The 15344-nt window shown below is 59.6% G+C and carries 15 protein-coding genes; 4 read left to right on the top strand and 11 right to left on the bottom strand.

Annotation, left to right across the window (positions count from 1 at the left end):
* The first annotated feature begins 103 nt into the window (after window positions 1–103).
* From gnd to ACIOUG_RS00970, 3 genes are read left to right on the top strand one after another with little or no spacing between them, the layout of a single operon-like run.
* Window positions 104–1108, top strand: a complete 1005-nt coding sequence (gene gnd / locus ACIOUG_RS00980) for a phosphogluconate dehydrogenase (NAD(+)-dependent, decarboxylating) (RefSeq protein WP_401062426.1) — start codon at window positions 104–106, stop codon at window positions 1106–1108.
* Window positions 1105–2628, top strand: a complete 1524-nt coding sequence (gene zwf / locus ACIOUG_RS00975) for a glucose-6-phosphate dehydrogenase (RefSeq protein ID WP_401061800.1) — start codon at window positions 1105–1107, stop codon at window positions 2626–2628. Before gnd ends, zwf begins: the two co-directional genes overlap by 4 nt.
* Complete coding sequence (locus ACIOUG_RS00970; RefSeq protein ID WP_401061799.1) at window positions 2625–3434, top strand: HAD family hydrolase; 810 nt, start codon at window positions 2625–2627, stop codon at window positions 3432–3434. Before zwf ends, ACIOUG_RS00970 begins: the two co-directional genes overlap by 4 nt.
* A 168-nt stretch (window positions 3435–3602) precedes the next feature.
* Here the strand turns inward: ACIOUG_RS00970 and nhaB are convergent, their stop codons facing one another.
* From nhaB to ACIOUG_RS00955, 3 genes are all read right to left on the bottom strand, one after another.
* Entirely contained in the window at window positions 3603–5105 is a 1503-nt protein-coding gene (gene nhaB, locus ACIOUG_RS00965) for a sodium/proton antiporter NhaB (protein ID WP_401061797.1), read from the bottom strand.
* Between the two features lie 69 nt (window positions 5106–5174).
* A complete protein-coding gene (locus ACIOUG_RS00960) occupies window positions 5175–6464 on the bottom strand; it encodes a hypothetical protein (RefSeq protein WP_401061795.1) in 1290 nt (429 codons plus the stop codon).
* Window positions 6465–6745: 281 nt separating this feature from the next.
* The gene (locus ACIOUG_RS00955) at window positions 6746–7012 is read right to left on the bottom strand and encodes a hypothetical protein (RefSeq protein ID WP_003225374.1); all 267 of its coding nucleotides are present in this window, start codon (window positions 7010–7012) and stop codon (window positions 6746–6748) included.
* A gap of 345 nt (window positions 7013–7357) precedes the next feature.
* Here ACIOUG_RS00955 and ACIOUG_RS00950 point away from each other — a divergent pair, with 345 nt between their 5' ends.
* Window positions 7358–8683 carry a sigma 54-interacting transcriptional regulator gene (locus tag ACIOUG_RS00950; RefSeq protein WP_401061793.1) on the top strand — a complete coding sequence of 442 codons (1326 nt, stop codon included), beginning with the start codon at window positions 7358–7360 and terminating at the stop codon, window positions 8681–8683.
* Window positions 8684–8769: 86 nt separating this feature from the next.
* Here ACIOUG_RS00950 and ACIOUG_RS00945 read toward each other — a convergent pair whose 3' ends face one another.
* The 8 genes from ACIOUG_RS00945 to pnuC all read right to left on the bottom strand — a co-directional run bounded on the left by ACIOUG_RS00945 (window position 8770) and on the right by pnuC (window position 15182).
* On the bottom strand, window positions 8770–10092 hold the full coding sequence (locus ACIOUG_RS00945; protein ID WP_401061791.1) for a hypothetical protein: 1323 nt from the start codon (window positions 10090–10092) through the stop codon (window positions 8770–8772).
* Window positions 10093–10137: 45 nt separating this feature from the next.
* Window positions 10138–10884 (bottom strand): hypothetical protein, encoded by a 747-nt coding sequence (locus tag ACIOUG_RS00940; RefSeq protein WP_401061789.1) that lies wholly within the window; start codon window positions 10882–10884, stop codon window positions 10138–10140.
* Window positions 10885–10928: 44 nt separating this feature from the next.
* Window positions 10929–11609, bottom strand: a complete 681-nt coding sequence (locus tag ACIOUG_RS00935; RefSeq protein ID WP_401061787.1) for a C39 family peptidase — start codon at window positions 11607–11609, stop codon at window positions 10929–10931.
* 63 nt (window positions 11610–11672) lie between these two features.
* On the bottom strand, window positions 11673–12665 hold the full coding sequence (locus ACIOUG_RS00930; protein ID WP_401061785.1) for a heme utilization protein: 993 nt from the start codon (window positions 12663–12665) through the stop codon (window positions 11673–11675).
* 73 nt (window positions 12666–12738) lie between these two features.
* Complete coding sequence (locus ACIOUG_RS00925) at window positions 12739–13311, bottom strand: adhesin (RefSeq protein ID WP_401061783.1); 573 nt, start codon at window positions 13309–13311, stop codon at window positions 12739–12741.
* Window position 13312: 1 nt separating this feature from the next.
* Complete coding sequence (locus ACIOUG_RS00920; RefSeq protein WP_401061781.1) at window positions 13313–13762, bottom strand: hypothetical protein; 450 nt, start codon at window positions 13760–13762, stop codon at window positions 13313–13315.
* Between the two features lie 335 nt (window positions 13763–14097).
* A complete protein-coding gene (locus tag ACIOUG_RS00915) occupies window positions 14098–14622 on the bottom strand; it encodes an AAA family ATPase (protein WP_401062424.1) in 525 nt (174 codons plus the stop codon).
* Window positions 14619–15182: a nicotinamide riboside transporter PnuC gene (gene pnuC, locus ACIOUG_RS00910; protein ID WP_047598516.1), complete on the bottom strand. Its 564-nt coding sequence runs from the start codon at window positions 15180–15182 to the stop codon at window positions 14619–14621. The genes ACIOUG_RS00915 and pnuC overlap by 4 nt, the downstream gene beginning before the upstream one ends.
* Window positions 15183–15344: the final 162 nt, after the last annotated feature.

The raw sequence follows: 15344 nt of genomic DNA, 5'->3' as shown, positions 1-15344 counted from the left end.
GGCGTTATCAGTCTGGATCGGGCACAATGCCCGGAAACTTCATCGCAACGCTCTGGACTAACCTCCATCAGTCGCGTTGGGCTATAACCAATGACACACATTTATTTGTAGTAAGGAGCATCAGCACATGCAACTCGGGATTATTGGACTGGGCCGCATGGGCGGCAATATTGCGCGGCGTCTGATGCTCAACGGTCACACCACCGTTGTTTACGACCGCAATACCGCTTTTGTCGACACCCTGGCCGCCGAGGGCGCCACCGGCGTTGCCGACCTGCCCGCTCTGGTGGCAGGCCTGGCCAAGCCACGTGCCGTATGGGTCATGCTGCCGGCCGGCGCGCCGACCGAAGACACCATCAACACCCTGAGCGACTTGCTGGAAGCCGGTGACACCATCATCGACGGCGGCAACACCAACTATAAGGACGACATCCGCCGGGCGAAAACCCTGGCCGAGAAGGGCCTGCACTACATCGACGTCGGCACCTCCGGCGGCGTCTGGGGCCTGGAGCGCGGCTATTGCATGATGATCGGCGGTGATGCCGAGACCGTCAGCCGTCTTGACCCGCTGTTTGCCGCTCTGGCACCGGGCATGGGCGAGATTCCGCGCACCAAGGACCGCAAGTCCGATGATCACCGTGCCGAGCACGGCTACATCCACGCAGGTCCCGCCGGTGCCGGGCACTTTGTGAAGATGATTCACAACGGTATCGAGTACGGCATGATGGCCGCGTTCGCCGAGGGCTTCGACATCCTCAAGACCAAGTCCAGCGAACGTCTGCCGGAAGATCAGCGCTTCGACCTGAACGTGGCTGACATCGCCGAAGTCTGGCGCCGTGGCAGCGTTGTCTCGTCCTGGCTGCTCGACCTGACCGCCGACGCGCTGGCCAGCGATCCGAAACTCGACGGCTTCTCCGGTTCGGTGGCTGACAGCGGCGAAGGCCAATGGACCATCGAAGCGGCCATGGAGCAGGCGGTGCCGGTACCGGTGCTGTCGAACTCGCTGTTCTCGCGCTACCGCTCGCGCGGTCAGGGCACTTTTGGCGACAAGATTCTCTCGGCCCAGCGCTTCGGCTTCGGCGGCCACGTGGAGACACCGAAGAAATGACCCATACGATCCGCAGAAAATCCAAGGCAGAACCCGCACCACCGACCACGCTGTTTCTGTTCGGTGCCCACGGCGACCTGGTCAAGCGCTTGCTGATGCCGGCGCTGTACAACCTCAGTCGCGACGGCTTGCTTGACGAGAATCTGCGGATCGTCGGCGTTGACCACAACGCCATTACCGATGAAGCCTTCGCGCAAAAACTCGAAGACTTCATCCGTACCGAAGTGGCGGCGAAAGTCGGCAAGGGCGATCAGATGCTTGATCCGGCCTTGTGGGCCAAGCTCGCCAAAGGTATCAGCTACGTCCAGGGCGACTTCCTGGACAACAGCACTTATTCCGCGCTGGCGGCAAAAATCGCCGACAGCGGCACTGGCAATGCCGTGTTCTATCTGGCCACCGCGCCACGCTTTTTCAGTGAAGTGGTGACCCGACTGGGCGCCGCCAAACTGCTGGAGGAAACCCCGGAAGCGTTCAGAAGGGTGGTGATCGAGAAGCCGTTCGGCTCCGATCTGCAAACCGCTGAAGCATTGAACGCCTGCCTGCTCAAGGTCATGTCCGAGAAACAGATCTATCGGATCGACCATTACCTGGGCAAGGAAACCGTGCAGAACATTCTGGTCAGCCGGTTTTCCAACAGCCTGTTCGAGGCGTTCTGGAACAACCATTACATCGACCACGTGCAGATCACCGCCGCAGAAACCGTCGGCGTCGAAACCCGTGGCAGTTTTTACGAACACACCGGCGCGTTGCGCGACATGGTGCCCAATCACCTGTTCCAGTTGCTGGCGATGGTTGCCATGGAACCGCCGGCGGCGTTCGGCGCCGACGCGGTGCGCGGCGAGAAGGCCAAAGTGGTCGGCGCGATCCGCCCATGGAGCGTTGATGAAGCACGGGCCAACTCGGTACGCGGTCAGTACAGCGCCGGTGAAGTCGATGGCAAAGCGTTGAATGGCTACCGCCAGGAAGCCAACGTGGCGCCCGACAGCAACACCGAAACCTACGTCGCGCTGAAGGTCATGATCGACAACTGGCGCTGGGTCGGCGTGCCGTTTTACCTGCGCACCGGCAAGCGCATGAGCGTGCGCGACACCGAGATCGTCATCTGCTTCAAACCGGCGCCGTACGCGCAGTTCCGTGACACCGAGGTCGACGAGTTGCAGCCGACTTATCTGCGCATCCAGATCCAGCCCAACGAAGGCATGTGGTTCGACCTGCTGGCCAAGCGGCCGGGGCCGGCGTTGAACATGGCCAACATCGAGCTGGGTTTTGCCTACAAGGATTTCTTCGAGATGCAGCCGTCCACCGGCTACGAAACGCTGATCTACGACTGCCTGACCGGCGATCAGACGCTGTTCCAGCGCGCCGATAACATCGAGAACGGCTGGCGTGCGGTGCAACCGTTCCTCGATGCCTGGCAGCAGGACGCCAGCGTGCAGACCTACGCGGCCGGTGAAGACGGCCCGCAAGCCGCCAATGATCTACTGACTCGCGATGGTCGCGTCTGGCATGGTCTGGGATGAGTGAGCCGATCCGCTTTTTACTGAGTGACATGGACGGCACGCTGTTGCTGCCCGATCACAGCCTGAGCCAGCGCACCATTGACGCCGTGCGTTCGCTGCGCGAGGCCGGCGTGTTGTTCAGCCTGGCGACCGGGCGTCCGCCCAAAGCCATGTTGCAGCAAATCGAAGCCCTGGGCGTCGATCTGCCGACCGCCGCCTTCAATGGCGGCACCATCGTCAACCCGGATGGCAGCCTGTTGGTGGCGCATTACCTGCCGGTGCCGACGGCGCTGATTGCTTTGGCATTGTTCGCTGATCAGCCGGAGGTGGAAATCTGGGTGTTCAGCGGCGGCGACTGGTTGCTCAAGGATCCGCACGGGCCGATGGTGCCGCGCGAACAGCACGGCCTCGGTTACCCGCCGGTGGTGGTTGAAAGTTTCGAACCGTATCTGGAGCGCATCGACAAGATTGTCGCTACCAGCCACAACACCGATCTGCTGATCGAGCTTGAGGCGCGCCTGTTGGCCAAGGTCAGCGGCATGGCGCAGGTTTCACGTTCGCAACCGGTGTATCTGGACGTTACGGCGCTGGAGGCGAACAAGGGCACGGCGCTGTCGACGATTGCCGCACATCTCGGCATCCCGCTGGAGCAGACGGCGGCGATTGGCGATGGCGGTAACGACCCGGCAATGTTCCATTGCGCGGGATTGTCGATCGCCATGGGGCAGGCGGAAGAGGCGGTGAAGCGTCAAGCCGACGTGGTCACCGCGCCAAACACCGAAGACGGCGTGGCGCAAGCGATCGAAAAACACATCCTCCGTCGCTGAATGAACCCACAAACAATTGTGGGAGCGGGCTTGCTCGCGAAAGCGGTGTGCCAGCCAACACATCATTGCCTGACACTGCCCCTTCGCGAGCAAGCCCGCTCCCACAGTTTTAATCGGGTGCAGCCATAGCCATTGGCTCACCACAGACCATTGTGGGAGCGGGTGTTGTCAGAGCCAGTAGCTCACCGCATACCACCCCAGCAATCCCATCACCACGGTGTACGGCAACGCCATCCACACCATCCGCCCGTAAGACAGGCGCACCAGCGGCGCAATGGCCGAGGTCAGCAGGAACAGAAACGCCGCCTGACCATTCGGCGTCGCCACGCTCGGCAGGTTGGTGCCGGTGTTGATCGCGATCGCCAGTGTCTCGAAATGCTCGCGGCTCATGTGTCCGGACAGGAAGGCCTGTTTCACTTCGGTAATGTAGATCGTGGCGACAAACACGTTGTCGCTGATCGCCGAGAGCAAGCCGTTGGCAATGAACAGCATGCCTGGCTGTTGCTCCGCCGGCAGGGCCAACACCCACTGGATCAACGGGGCAAACAGTTGCTGATCGTGAATCACCGCTACCACCGCAAAGAACACCACCAGCAATGCGGTGAACGGCATGGCGTCCTTGAACGCGCTGCCCAGGCGATGCTCGTCGGTGATGCCGGTGAAGGCGGTGATCAACACGATCACCATCAAGCCGATCAAACCGACTTCGGCGACATGAAACGCCAGGCAGCCAATCAGGATCAATGCAGCGGCGCCTTGCACCAGCAGGGCAGCCCGCTGGCGTGAGGTGCGTTCGGCGTTGTCTTCAGCGGCGTAGTTGGCCAGCACGGCACGGACGTTGTCCGGCAGCAGCGTGCCGTAGCCAAACCAGCGCAGTTTTTCCAGCAGCACGCAGGTCAGCAGGCCTGCCACCAATACTGGCAGTGATACCGGCGCAACTTTCTGGAAGAACTCCGCGAAGTGCCAACCCATCTCATGGCCGATCAGCAGGTTCTGCGGCTCGCCCACCAGGGTGCAGACCCCGCCGAGGGCGGTGCCCACCGCACCGTGCATCAGCAAGCTGCGCAGGAACGCGCGAAACTGCTCCAGATCCTCATGGTGCAGCGCATGCAGGTGTCGGTCGTCGCTGAATTCACTGTCCTGACGCGGATCGTTGCCCGAGGCCACACGGTGGTAGACCGAATAGAAACCGACCGCCGCGCTGATGATTACCGCGGTTACGGTCAAGGCATCGAGAAATGCCGACAGAAACGCCGAGAGAAAGCAGAACATCAGCGCCAGCAGCGCCTTGGAACGCACGCCCAGCAGCAATCGCGAGAACAGAAACAGCAGCAGGTCTTTCATGAAGTAGATGCCGGCGACCATGAACATCAGCAGCAGGATCACCGGAAAGTTGTGCAGCAATTCGTCGTACAGCGCCTGCGGCGTGGTCATCTTCAGCAGCAGGGCTTCGATCAGCAACAGACCGCCGGGCATCAACGGATAGCACTTGAGGGCCATGGCCAAGGTGAAAATGAACTCGATCACCAACAACCAGCCTGCGGCGACCGGGCCGACGGTGAACAGCACCACGGCGTTGAGGATCAGGAACCCGACGATGCACGCCTTGTACCAGCGGGGCGAATGCCCGAGGAAATTGTGCGCGAACGCCTGGGTCAGTGAACCGGACATCGGTTGCTCCTTGTATTAAGAAGCGCGCAAGTTGCCGCAAGCGTTTGGTGAGTTCAAGTCCGGGAGCAATTATTGATTCAGATAACGCGCGATCATGGCGCGGTAGTTGCCGTCCAGTGAATAGCCGCCGACCAGGATGCGTCCGTCTGCCTGCACGGCAAGCGAGTTGGCGGTGTCCAGGCTGTGTCCCAGACGCGTGCGCAGCCAGCCGTGGCCGTTGCCGAATTGCGCGTCGAGTCGCCCGTCGGCCAGGTAGCGCGCGACGATAAAATCCGCCTCGATCCCGCCAATGGTTGCGCCCACCGCGACGATTCGCCCATCGGCCATGCATTGGGCTGCGCTCCACTGGCAGCCGCTGGGGCCAATCTCCAGCAGATGCGGATGGCCGGCGTTGTTGCGCACCTGCGGTCGACCATTGGAGTGCAGGCTCAGCGCCAGGCAGCGGATCGGATCACGACTGCTGCCAAAACAATGCAGGTGCTCCTGCGACGCGATGACCTGACTGACCATGGCGCTTTTGCCGTGGGCCTTGAAGGCGAGGAAACCATCCACGGCGAAGCGCTCATCCAGGCGCCCATCGGGCAAGTAGCGTGCGACCAGCCCCTCCTGGGGGAAGTCAATGGAGCCGGCGACAAGGATCCGCCCATCCTCCTGCAACACCAGGCTACTGAGCCAGGTGTTGAGCAACAGATGGCGGATCATCACGAAACCACGACCATTGAAACTTGCATCGAGCGCGCCGTCTGGCGTGAGGCGGATCAGCATGCCGGCATGGTCGGCCAGCTCGAAGTGGTGATTGGCGATCAGCAGAATATGCCCGTCGTCCTGCACCGCAACGTCACAGGCTTCGGCGCCCGGTACACCGGGCGGCAACCAGGCATCCCGGGAGCCAATGGACAGATCACCCGGCAAGCGCACGACCTGCCGACCATCGCTGCCGAATGTCGGGTCAGGTGAGCCGTCAGTGTTGAACAGGGCGAGGGCGGGCAGCGTGCGGTGGGCGTTCTCGTAATGCAGACCGGCCAGCAGGATGCGCCCGTCCGCCAATACCTGCACTTTCGCGCCCATGGCTTCGAAGCCGGGGGCGAATTCGCCGATCACGCTGCCGTGAGTACCGAAGCCAAGATCGGCAGAACCATCAGCGAACATCCGCGCAAGTCCGAAACGACTGCCCTGCGCAGTGCTGACCTTGGCGGCTACCAGCACGCGGCCTTGCGAATCGAGTGCCAGACCCTGGGTCATGCTGGACAGGCTGTCAGGGAAATACACTTGAGCAATGCCGCTGTGGGCGAAACTGCTGTCGAGTTCTCCGGCGTTATTCAGTGGCGTCGGGAGCGCAAAGGCGTTCTCGGTAGACATGCATGCGTCTCCTTGCAAGTTGACCGGGACCCGAATCGGGCGGGTAACTGCATGAGCGGAACATTCAATCCCTGAATAGGCGCAAGTTCAACTGACAGAACTAACAGGTGGAGCGTCGTACTGTGCCAGAACAGTGTCTTTTTGACCCAAATGAAAGCGTGCCAAGCAATACTGCCTCGCGCTTTAAAGGAAGTTGTACAGAGGTAGTGGAGATAAACCGCAGCGAATAACTAACAAAGAACAGGGCGGATGACTTAAAAGTCATCCGCTTTACCCTTTGATCAATGTGGCATCGACCACGATTGCAGCAGGTAACCTTCTTTGCTCAGTTCGGCACGAGCCTGTTGCAACAGCAGTTCCAGTTGCGCCGGATCAGAGTAGGCGCTGCTCGGAATCTGCTGGCGGCCGATGTGCGAGTTGGTGCGGTCGATGACGGTCAGGTTCAGTTCGCCGTTGCCGTCTTGTGGGGCCCAGGCCACGCACTGGAAAGGTTTGAACGCGTGGTTGGCAATCAAAAGAGCTTCGTTGATACGGAGCGGGGCGGTCATGGGGTCTTCTCTCTGTCGTGCCCAATCAAGTGATGTGCCGTCGGTTGGGCTTACCGTTCGGCTGGTTACTTGTACTGATGCACGCAACCCCGTGGCAGGTCACACACGAAACACAGAAATTTCAACTTTATTGCTTATGCTCAACATTCCGACAGTCTTTGAAAGCCTGGTGAAAGATAGCGAGTCGATAGCTAACTAATAAACTGGCTTCTTATAACTCGTTAGCTTGTACGCCTATAAGCAAACGGTACAAGGCCCTGTCAATTTCTTGCTAATGTTACAGTCGGGTCTGCCAAATGACTGTTTTTACAATAAATTCCTTAAATTTGGCGCCAAGGAACAGTCATGATCGAAGCGCCTGCGTTACGACGTTTATTGGTGGTCGACCCGTGCGACGATTGTCACCGGCTGTTACCCGGTTTGCGCGCGGTGGGTTGGGATGTTGACAGCTGTACCCTGGAAAATGCCGCCGATCGGACATGCGATGTCGGACTGTTGCGACTGCAACCTTTTCACCTCGAACGCCCGGAGGCGGTCAAGGAGTTGATCAGCCGCAGCGGCACCGAGTGGATCGCCGTGTTGAATCAGGAAGTCCTGCGTTTGCAGAACGTCGGTGACTTCGTTTGCGAGTGGTTTTTCGATTTCCATACCTTGCCGTTCGATGTCTCACGGGTCCAGGTGACTCTGGGGCGCGCATTCGGCATGGCGCGCCTGCGCGGGCAAGGCACGATTCACGTTGATCAGCCGGAACATGAACTGCTCGGTGACAGCAAGCCGATCCGCGAGCTGCGCAAGTTATTGAGCAAACTGGCGCCGACCGAATCCCCGGTACTGATCCGTGGTGAAAGCGGCACCGGCAAAGAGCTGGTGGCGCGCACGCTGCACCGTCAGTCGCAGCGCCACAGCAAGCCCTTCGTGGCGATCAATTGCGGGGCGATTCCCGAACACCTGATTCAGTCTGAACTGTTCGGCCATGAAAAGGGCGCCTTCACCGGCGCGCATCAGCGCAAGGTCGGGCGCATCGAGGCGGCCAACGGCGGTACGTTGTTTCTGGATGAGATCGGCGATCTGCCACTGGAATTGCAGGCAAATCTGCTGCGGTTTCTCCAGGAAAAACACATCGAGCGCGTCGGCGGCAGTCAGCCGATTCCGGTGGATGTGCGTGTGCTGGCAGCCACCCACGTCGACCTCGAAGCGGCCATCGAGAAAAAGCGTTTTCGCGAAGACCTGTATTACCGGCTCAACGTGCTGCAGGTGGCGACCGCGCCATTGCGCGAACGCCACGGTGATCTGTCGATGCTGGCCAACCATTTTTCCCACTTTTACAGCCACGAGACCGGGCGCCGTCCGCGCAGCTTCAGTGAGGATGCGTTGATCGCCATGGGCAAACACGATTGGCCAGGCAACGTGCGGGAACTGGCCAACCGCGTGCGACGTGGTCTGGTGCTGGCGGAGGGAAGGCAGATCGAAGCCCGAGATCTGGGATTACTCAGTCAGCACTCGATTTCGGCACCGATGGGGACGCTGGAAGACTACAAGACCCGCGCCGAACGCCAGGCGCTGTGCGACGTGTTGAACCGGCACAGCGACAACCTCAGCGTGGCGGCGAAGGTACTGGGTGTGTCGCGGCCGACGTTTTATCGCCTGCTGCACAAGCATCAGATTCGCTAGAGACCAAAGCTCAAAAGATCGCGGCCTGCGGCAGCTCCTACAGGAATTTCAAATGTAGGAGCTGCCGCAGGCTGCGATCTTTTGCTTTAGAAGTAGTACGGGAATTTCAGGCTGAAGGAAAAGTCCGGGGCATCGTCGGTCATGCCGATGGACAGGTTGGGAACGATGGTCAAGTTAGGTGTGGCGGCAATGGTCATGCCGACGTTGAAGTAACCGGCGTTGGCGTCACTGGAAACCACCGATTGCCAATCACCGCCATCCTGTTTCAGCTTGCTCTTGCGTTGTACCAGGTCAGACACCGAGAACGACATACTCATTTTTTCGTTCAGAGCGAACGCAATACCGGCGCCGATCTGGAAGCTGTCGCCGATCTGTACCTTGCCCGGGGTTTTCTGGTTGACGGTAGAACTGATGTCGTCGAACGACTCTTCGAGGTTGTGGGTGTACGACAAACTGCCGAACAGCACAGCCGGGTCGAACGTCTTGACCAGCGAGACGCCCGGTGTGATCGACCAGACGCCGTTACCGGTGGGCAAGGTGTCAGGCACGAACAGGTTGGAGTTGGCATCGCTCTGGCGCAGTTTGATCCCGAACGGGTCCTTGCCGGTTGGCGCCTTGACCCGCAGGGTAACCACGGCGTCCGGGGTGTTGACCGATTCGTCGAGGAATTTGTACGCGATGCCGAAGTTGACGTCGCCAATGGTCGGGTCGCGATCGACGTCCTGTTCGGTCGTGACGTTTGACGCACCGCCGTTGCCGCCACCGGACTGGTAGGTCGAGTCGCGGTAAACCACCGGCACGTTCACGTCGAACTGCCAGCGATTGTCGAAGTTGTAGCGCCCGGTCAGGTCCAGCGTCCAGGTGTCGGCCTTGATCCGGTCGAGGTTTATGTTACCGAGAAAGATCGAGTCCAGTGCGAGGAAGCCGTTGAGGATCAACTGCCGCGTGTCGTAACGCGAGTAGGTCACACCGGTTTCAAAGCTGAACTTGCCGCCGCCGAAGAAGCCGCTGGCCTCGTCGTAGAGGTTGGACACACTCTGGGCCGGTTGCGAATCGTCGGCCAGCGATTGTCCGTAGGACGCGCCGCTGCCCCCAGCTGCGCCCCCCGACGCTGCTGCGGCACCGGTACCAGGCGCTCCGGTGCTGGTAGCGACTTTTGGATTGCCCTTCATGTCGGCGGGCGACTTGGCCAGACGCTTGGGTTGCGGGGCTGCCGGTTGGTCTTCGACCTGGCGGACCCGTTGTTCGAGCACCGCCAGCGCTTTTTGTTGTACTTCGTATCGTTGCTTCAGCTCCAGAAGTTCCTGTTTCAGGGTCTCCACATCTGCGTCAGGTGCTGCTTGCAGCATCGCCGCAGGTAGAAGAGTACTCAAACATACAGCGGCACGCAGTGATACTGATCGATACATGAATAAGCCGTCCCTTTAAGCCCAATGATCGAGACTCAGCGTAGTTCAATATCCGATATTGCGTAGTGCCCTGAGTTGAGTCAGGTTGCAGTCCAATGCGCCGGGGCTGATGCCGTTATTGTTAAGCACAACATTGAGTTGGGTCATGTTGTTGACCACGTTGGCGCTGCCGAGCAGGCGAGTGTTCTGCAGCAGGCCGCCCTGGGCCACCTGTTGCAGTGCGGTGCCTTGATTGCCCGAGGCCTGAATGGCCATTTGCACGCCACCGCTGCTGGCCGAAACGGCGACGCTGCCGGCGGCATTGCTGGCACCGATCGTCTGCCCGGCCATCAGGGCCTGGCCTTGTGCGGGGACCAGGGCAGGAGGAGTGTTGGCTTCCTGAACATTGATCGCCACGTTGTTGTTGGCGGTGTTGCCGTCGCCGGCGGCGCGTACGCTTTGGGTTACGCCCTGGCTGCTGTTGAGTGCCGCGCCACCAACGACAGTGCCAGTGCCCGGAGTCGGGGTGCTGCCATTGCCGTGTTCCTTGATGGTCGAGACGTAGAATTCCGGTTTGATCGTGGCGGCCTGGATCTGCATTGAGCTTGCTGCTCCGATCAGATCACCACTGGCGTTGCGCCAGGTACTGCTCATGACAATGCCGAAGCTGATAATCCGCCCCGGCATCACGTAACGACCGCGTAGCTCGGCGAGCTCCTGGTCCTGAATTTCGATAGGTTTGAACCCTGCATTGGCATAGCCTGACGCGCTCGCTGCCAGGCAGGCGGCGGCCAGCCAGTATGAGGTTTTCATCTGCTGCTCCCGGGACATCCAGCCCCATTCTTTATAATCGGCGATTAAAAGAAGTCGCTCTGTATGAACCCGAAGTCCATCAATTCAGCATCTTTGACAGGGTTGAAATTATCGAGCTTGTTCTTGGCGGTCAGCGGTTCCGGAGGACTGCGTAGTGCATTGGTTTTGTCGTATCCGGGGCCGACGATGGCGAAGACAATGCCGTTCCAGCCTTTGACAAAGTCATCATGGGCGTAGCGTTTGTGGCCTAGAACCGGGTCTCCGATGTAAACCCAATTCTTGTCCGAACGCTGCAGCACCACGAAATGCTTGTAGCCGCGAATTTCCATCAGTACCACCACCGGGATGGTTACATCGTCGAGTTTTTCCGGTGGAATCTTGTAGCCTCTGGCGCGCATGCCGATGCTTTCTATGTAGCGCTTCATGTCCAGCATGGAAAAACCTTGAGTGCGAACAAGGTCCTGGTCAGCGTTGACCAGCATGCCTTTGATGATGTGCTCCTCATCGACGTCGAGCCAATAAGCCTGGCGCAGTACCGTGGCCAGTGCGGCGGCGCCGCAGCTGAAATCGGTTTTTTGTTCGACGATGTCGGCAAACTTGCGTTCACGGATGCTTTGCACGTTCTTGTAGACGAGTACGCCGCCGGGCAGGGCAGCGATAGGCATCTGGGCAGCCTGGGTCAGGCCGGACAGGCAAAGCAGGGCGATAAAGGCAGTCTTACGCATGATCGATACGCCTTTGCGGACTGAGGAAAAGCCCCGTTTCCGGGGCTTTCGTTTCGATCGCGATTACATGCAGGCTTTGCAACCTGCAGCGATGGACAGCGAGTTGCTTTGTTGGTTGCCAACACCGGAGGCGTTGTTGAAGCCACCGTTGCCCGACCAGTTGTTGCCTACGTTGGTCATGCTGGCGTTGTTGGTAACAGGGTTTTTCCAGCCGTCCGGAGTCAGCACTTGTTGAGTGGTTACACCGGCCAGGCCGAAGGCACCCACAGCTTCGAAGGTGGCTTTTTGATCTTTGCTGCCGCCACTGCCGCCATGGCCTTTGTCGCCGTAACCGCCACCGCCGTGGCTGTCACCTTTGATGGTAGCTTCGCCCACGGCGCCGAATACGCCGACGGCGGCGACAGTGCCAGTGAGTGTGTCTTTTTTGTAGGTCTGAGTGCCGTTGTTGCCGACTTGCAGACCGGTAGTGCTTTGGTTGGCCGCAGCAGCGGCTTGCGCTACACGACCACCGGACACAGCGATTGCCAGGTTGTTTTTCTGTTGGTTGAAGTTGCCGGCAGCGTTGTTCACGCCAATGTTACCCGAGCCACTGTTGCCAACATTGTTCATGTTAGCGTTGTTGGTGGTGGAGTAGTTGCCAACGGTGTTGTTGTTGTTGACTTGAGTGGCGCTGGAAGCGGACACCGCAGAGCCGAAGATGAAGCTTTCGTCGGCGGTAGCCAGAGCAGCGGCGTTGTCTTGCTGGTTGCCGTCACCCGCCGCGTTGTTGGCGCCGATGTTGCCGTTGGCGCCGTTAAGCGAGCCGCTGACGTTGGCGTTGTTCTGGGTGCCCTGGTTCAGGACGGTGTTACCGTCGTTGTTTTGCACGTCGAGTACTGCAGCACCGGCCCCTGCACCGATTTGCAGCAGTTCTTCCAGGGTAGGGCTTTTTGGTGGAGGAGGGTTGTGACCGTGACCACCATTGTTACCATGATCGTTGCCGCCTGCTTGAGCCGCCATTGCCATTACTGCTGCAAGTGCGAAAACCAGTGGTTTGAGAGCCATTGTAGTTTTCATGGTGTTTCTCCGTCGTGCTTATTAGTTGGTTAAGTGTTGGTACTTTCTAATTGCACTGCTTTTGTTGTTTGGGTCAGTCAGCGACCCGGATGCTCAGGGTGTTAGCCATACGGTTCCCCACCCCGGCACTCTGGTTCACCTGAATCACCCCTCGGCTGCCGGTGAAGGCCTGATCACTTGTCGTGACCTGGCGACTGCCGGGTGAGGTGCCAGTTGCTCCTGAGCTCGGTAAAAGCGCCACGTTCTGTTGCGAAAGGGCGCTGTCGTCAACGCTCTGCGGTGCAGCACTGATGCTGACGCGCGTCACGTTGGCCATCTGGTTATTGGCACCGGCGCCCTGGTTCACGCCCAGGATCCCGTTGCCATTACTGAAAGAGGTGCCGCCAATGGTGGCGCTGGCGTTCATCGAGGGGTTGGCCGGCGTATCCAGCTTTTGCCTGACGATGGTCGTGGCACTGGCATTGGTGCCAATGGCGATCGCCTTGGTGTTGGTCTGTTGCATCTGGTCGCCGGCGGCCTGGTTGACGTTGAAGTTGCCGCGGTACTGCACACCGCTATCCTGGATATCTGCGTTGTTCACGGAGCTCGGATCGGCCATGGCGCTGGCGCAGCTGAAAAGGGCAAGCAGCAGAAGGGAACGATTCATCTCATTGGCCTCCAGCCATGCGGGTCAGCGGCGCAAGACCAGTGCTCAACGAGCGATTGATCGTGTTGGAGATCGTGCCGCCACCGCCGCCACCGTGACCGGCACTCATGCCGGGCAGACCGTTGGGGTTGGTCAATACGTTCATGCCGGGCATGTCCGAGTTCGGCGTGATGATGTTGCTGCGGATCGAAGAGCCGCTGGCTACACTGGCAAAGTCACCGTCATTGAGCTCGGTGCTGGTCATCGCCTGATTGATGCGAGCCGAAGGGTTGGCATTGACCGTGGTGGGATAGGGGTCTTTTCCGCCGCTGCGTCCGATGGGAATGGGCTGAACGTCGCGGTTGAGAACGATCACGCCATTGCCTTCGGCCTGAACGTTGAAACTGATGAATGTGCTGGCTGCTGATCCAATCAGCAGAAGGCAGGTCAGGCCTTTATTGATATTCCCCACGGCGGCAATTCCTTCTTCAGTGGGCTGGCTCTTGTCAGCGTTGGGAAAGAGAGAGCGAAAGCTGTGCCGCTTTTGGGTTTTACTTGAATATCAATGAGTTGGCAGTGTGGCGCGCAATGTTGATACATAATCTGTTTCAACGCTGAAACAGACCCCCGGTCACCGCGGTGGTCACGGCCGGCGCAAAGCTCTGGAACAAGGGTTTGCCATGAGGTGTTACACGGGCGTAACAGATTGCCTTACAAAATGATGAAGACCATTTAAACGGCTGCTTTGCGCTGTGGCGAGTGTTTCAGGAATGGACACTTGGCCCTCGACAGGGCCCGTTTGCCAAGTCAATCAGCCAACAAATGCGCCACGGCTTCGAAGGCCTGAGACCGACGTTCATCCCAGTTGCCCTGAATGATTTGCAGCGGTTGCCGGTGTTGTTCCAGCCAGTCGCGGGTGGCCTGAAAGAACGCCATGCGTTCACTGAGCTGCGGCTGGCAGCGTTGGCCGTCATCCGTCCAGTCGATCTGCTCCGGCGACAACAGCAGGTGCAGGTCGTAATGCCGTGCCAGCAGCTCGGGCTCCAGCCACGCCGGGCAGTCGCCAAACAGGGTCTGGCTCCAGAGGATATTGCTCAGCAGGTGAGTGTCGAGAATCAGCAGTTGCGGTTGCTGCGCTCGGGCCTGATCTTCCCATTGCAACTGCCCACGGGCGATAGCGGGAATGTCGTTCAGGCAGGTATCACGGGGATTCTGCTCGATGAACCAGCGCACGTATTCATCCACCCGCAGGCCGCCGAAGTGTTCCTGCAGGCCCGCCGCCAGCCAACTCTTGCCGGTGGATTCCGGGCCGGTGAGGACCACCACCTTCATCGCTGCAACGCCGGATCGGCGCGCCATTCCCGCCAGCCTTGCAGCGCAATCAGGGTGAACAGGGCGTACAGCGCGGCGGTGAGGTACAAGCCCTTATAAAGGAACAGACCGACGAAAATCACATCCAGCACGAACCACAGCGCCCAGCATTGCAGGCGTTTCTGCGCCATCCACAATTGCGCAACCAGGCTGAACGCTGTCAGCGCGGCGTCGAGCCACGGCTGCGCCGCGTCGGTCCAGTGCGCCATGGCCGCGCCCAGCAGCAGGCTGCCAAGTGCGCCGACACTCAGGCCGAGCAGGATCGAACGGCGGTCCAGACGAGTGACTTCGCGGCCGTCATGCATCGTCCCGGCACGGGTCCATTGCCACCAGCCGTAGACTTGCAACGCGGCGTAGATCACTTGCAGCAACATGTCCGAGTACAGCTTCACGTCATAGAAGATCCAGCTGTACAGCAACACCATGACCAGACCGATCGGCCAGCACCACGGATTCTGTTTGACCGTCAGCCAGACGGCGATCACACCGAGGGCGGCGGCAAACAGTTCAAGCCCGGACATGGGGGTTCCTTGGGGGAGTGCAAGAAGGGGCGCAATTGTACCCAAAAACCTGTGGGAGCGAGCCTGCTCGCGAAAGCGGTATTTCAGTAACGCAGATGTTGACTGACATTACGCCTTCGCGAGCAGGCTCGCTCCCACAAGGGTGGAGTGTCACAAGGGTGA

Source organism: Pseudomonas sp. NPDC087803, from assembly GCF_044742995.1.
Taxonomy (GTDB): Bacteria; Pseudomonadota; Gammaproteobacteria; order Pseudomonadales; family Pseudomonadaceae; genus Aquipseudomonas.
This window is presented reverse-complemented; position numbering and strand designations above follow the sequence as displayed.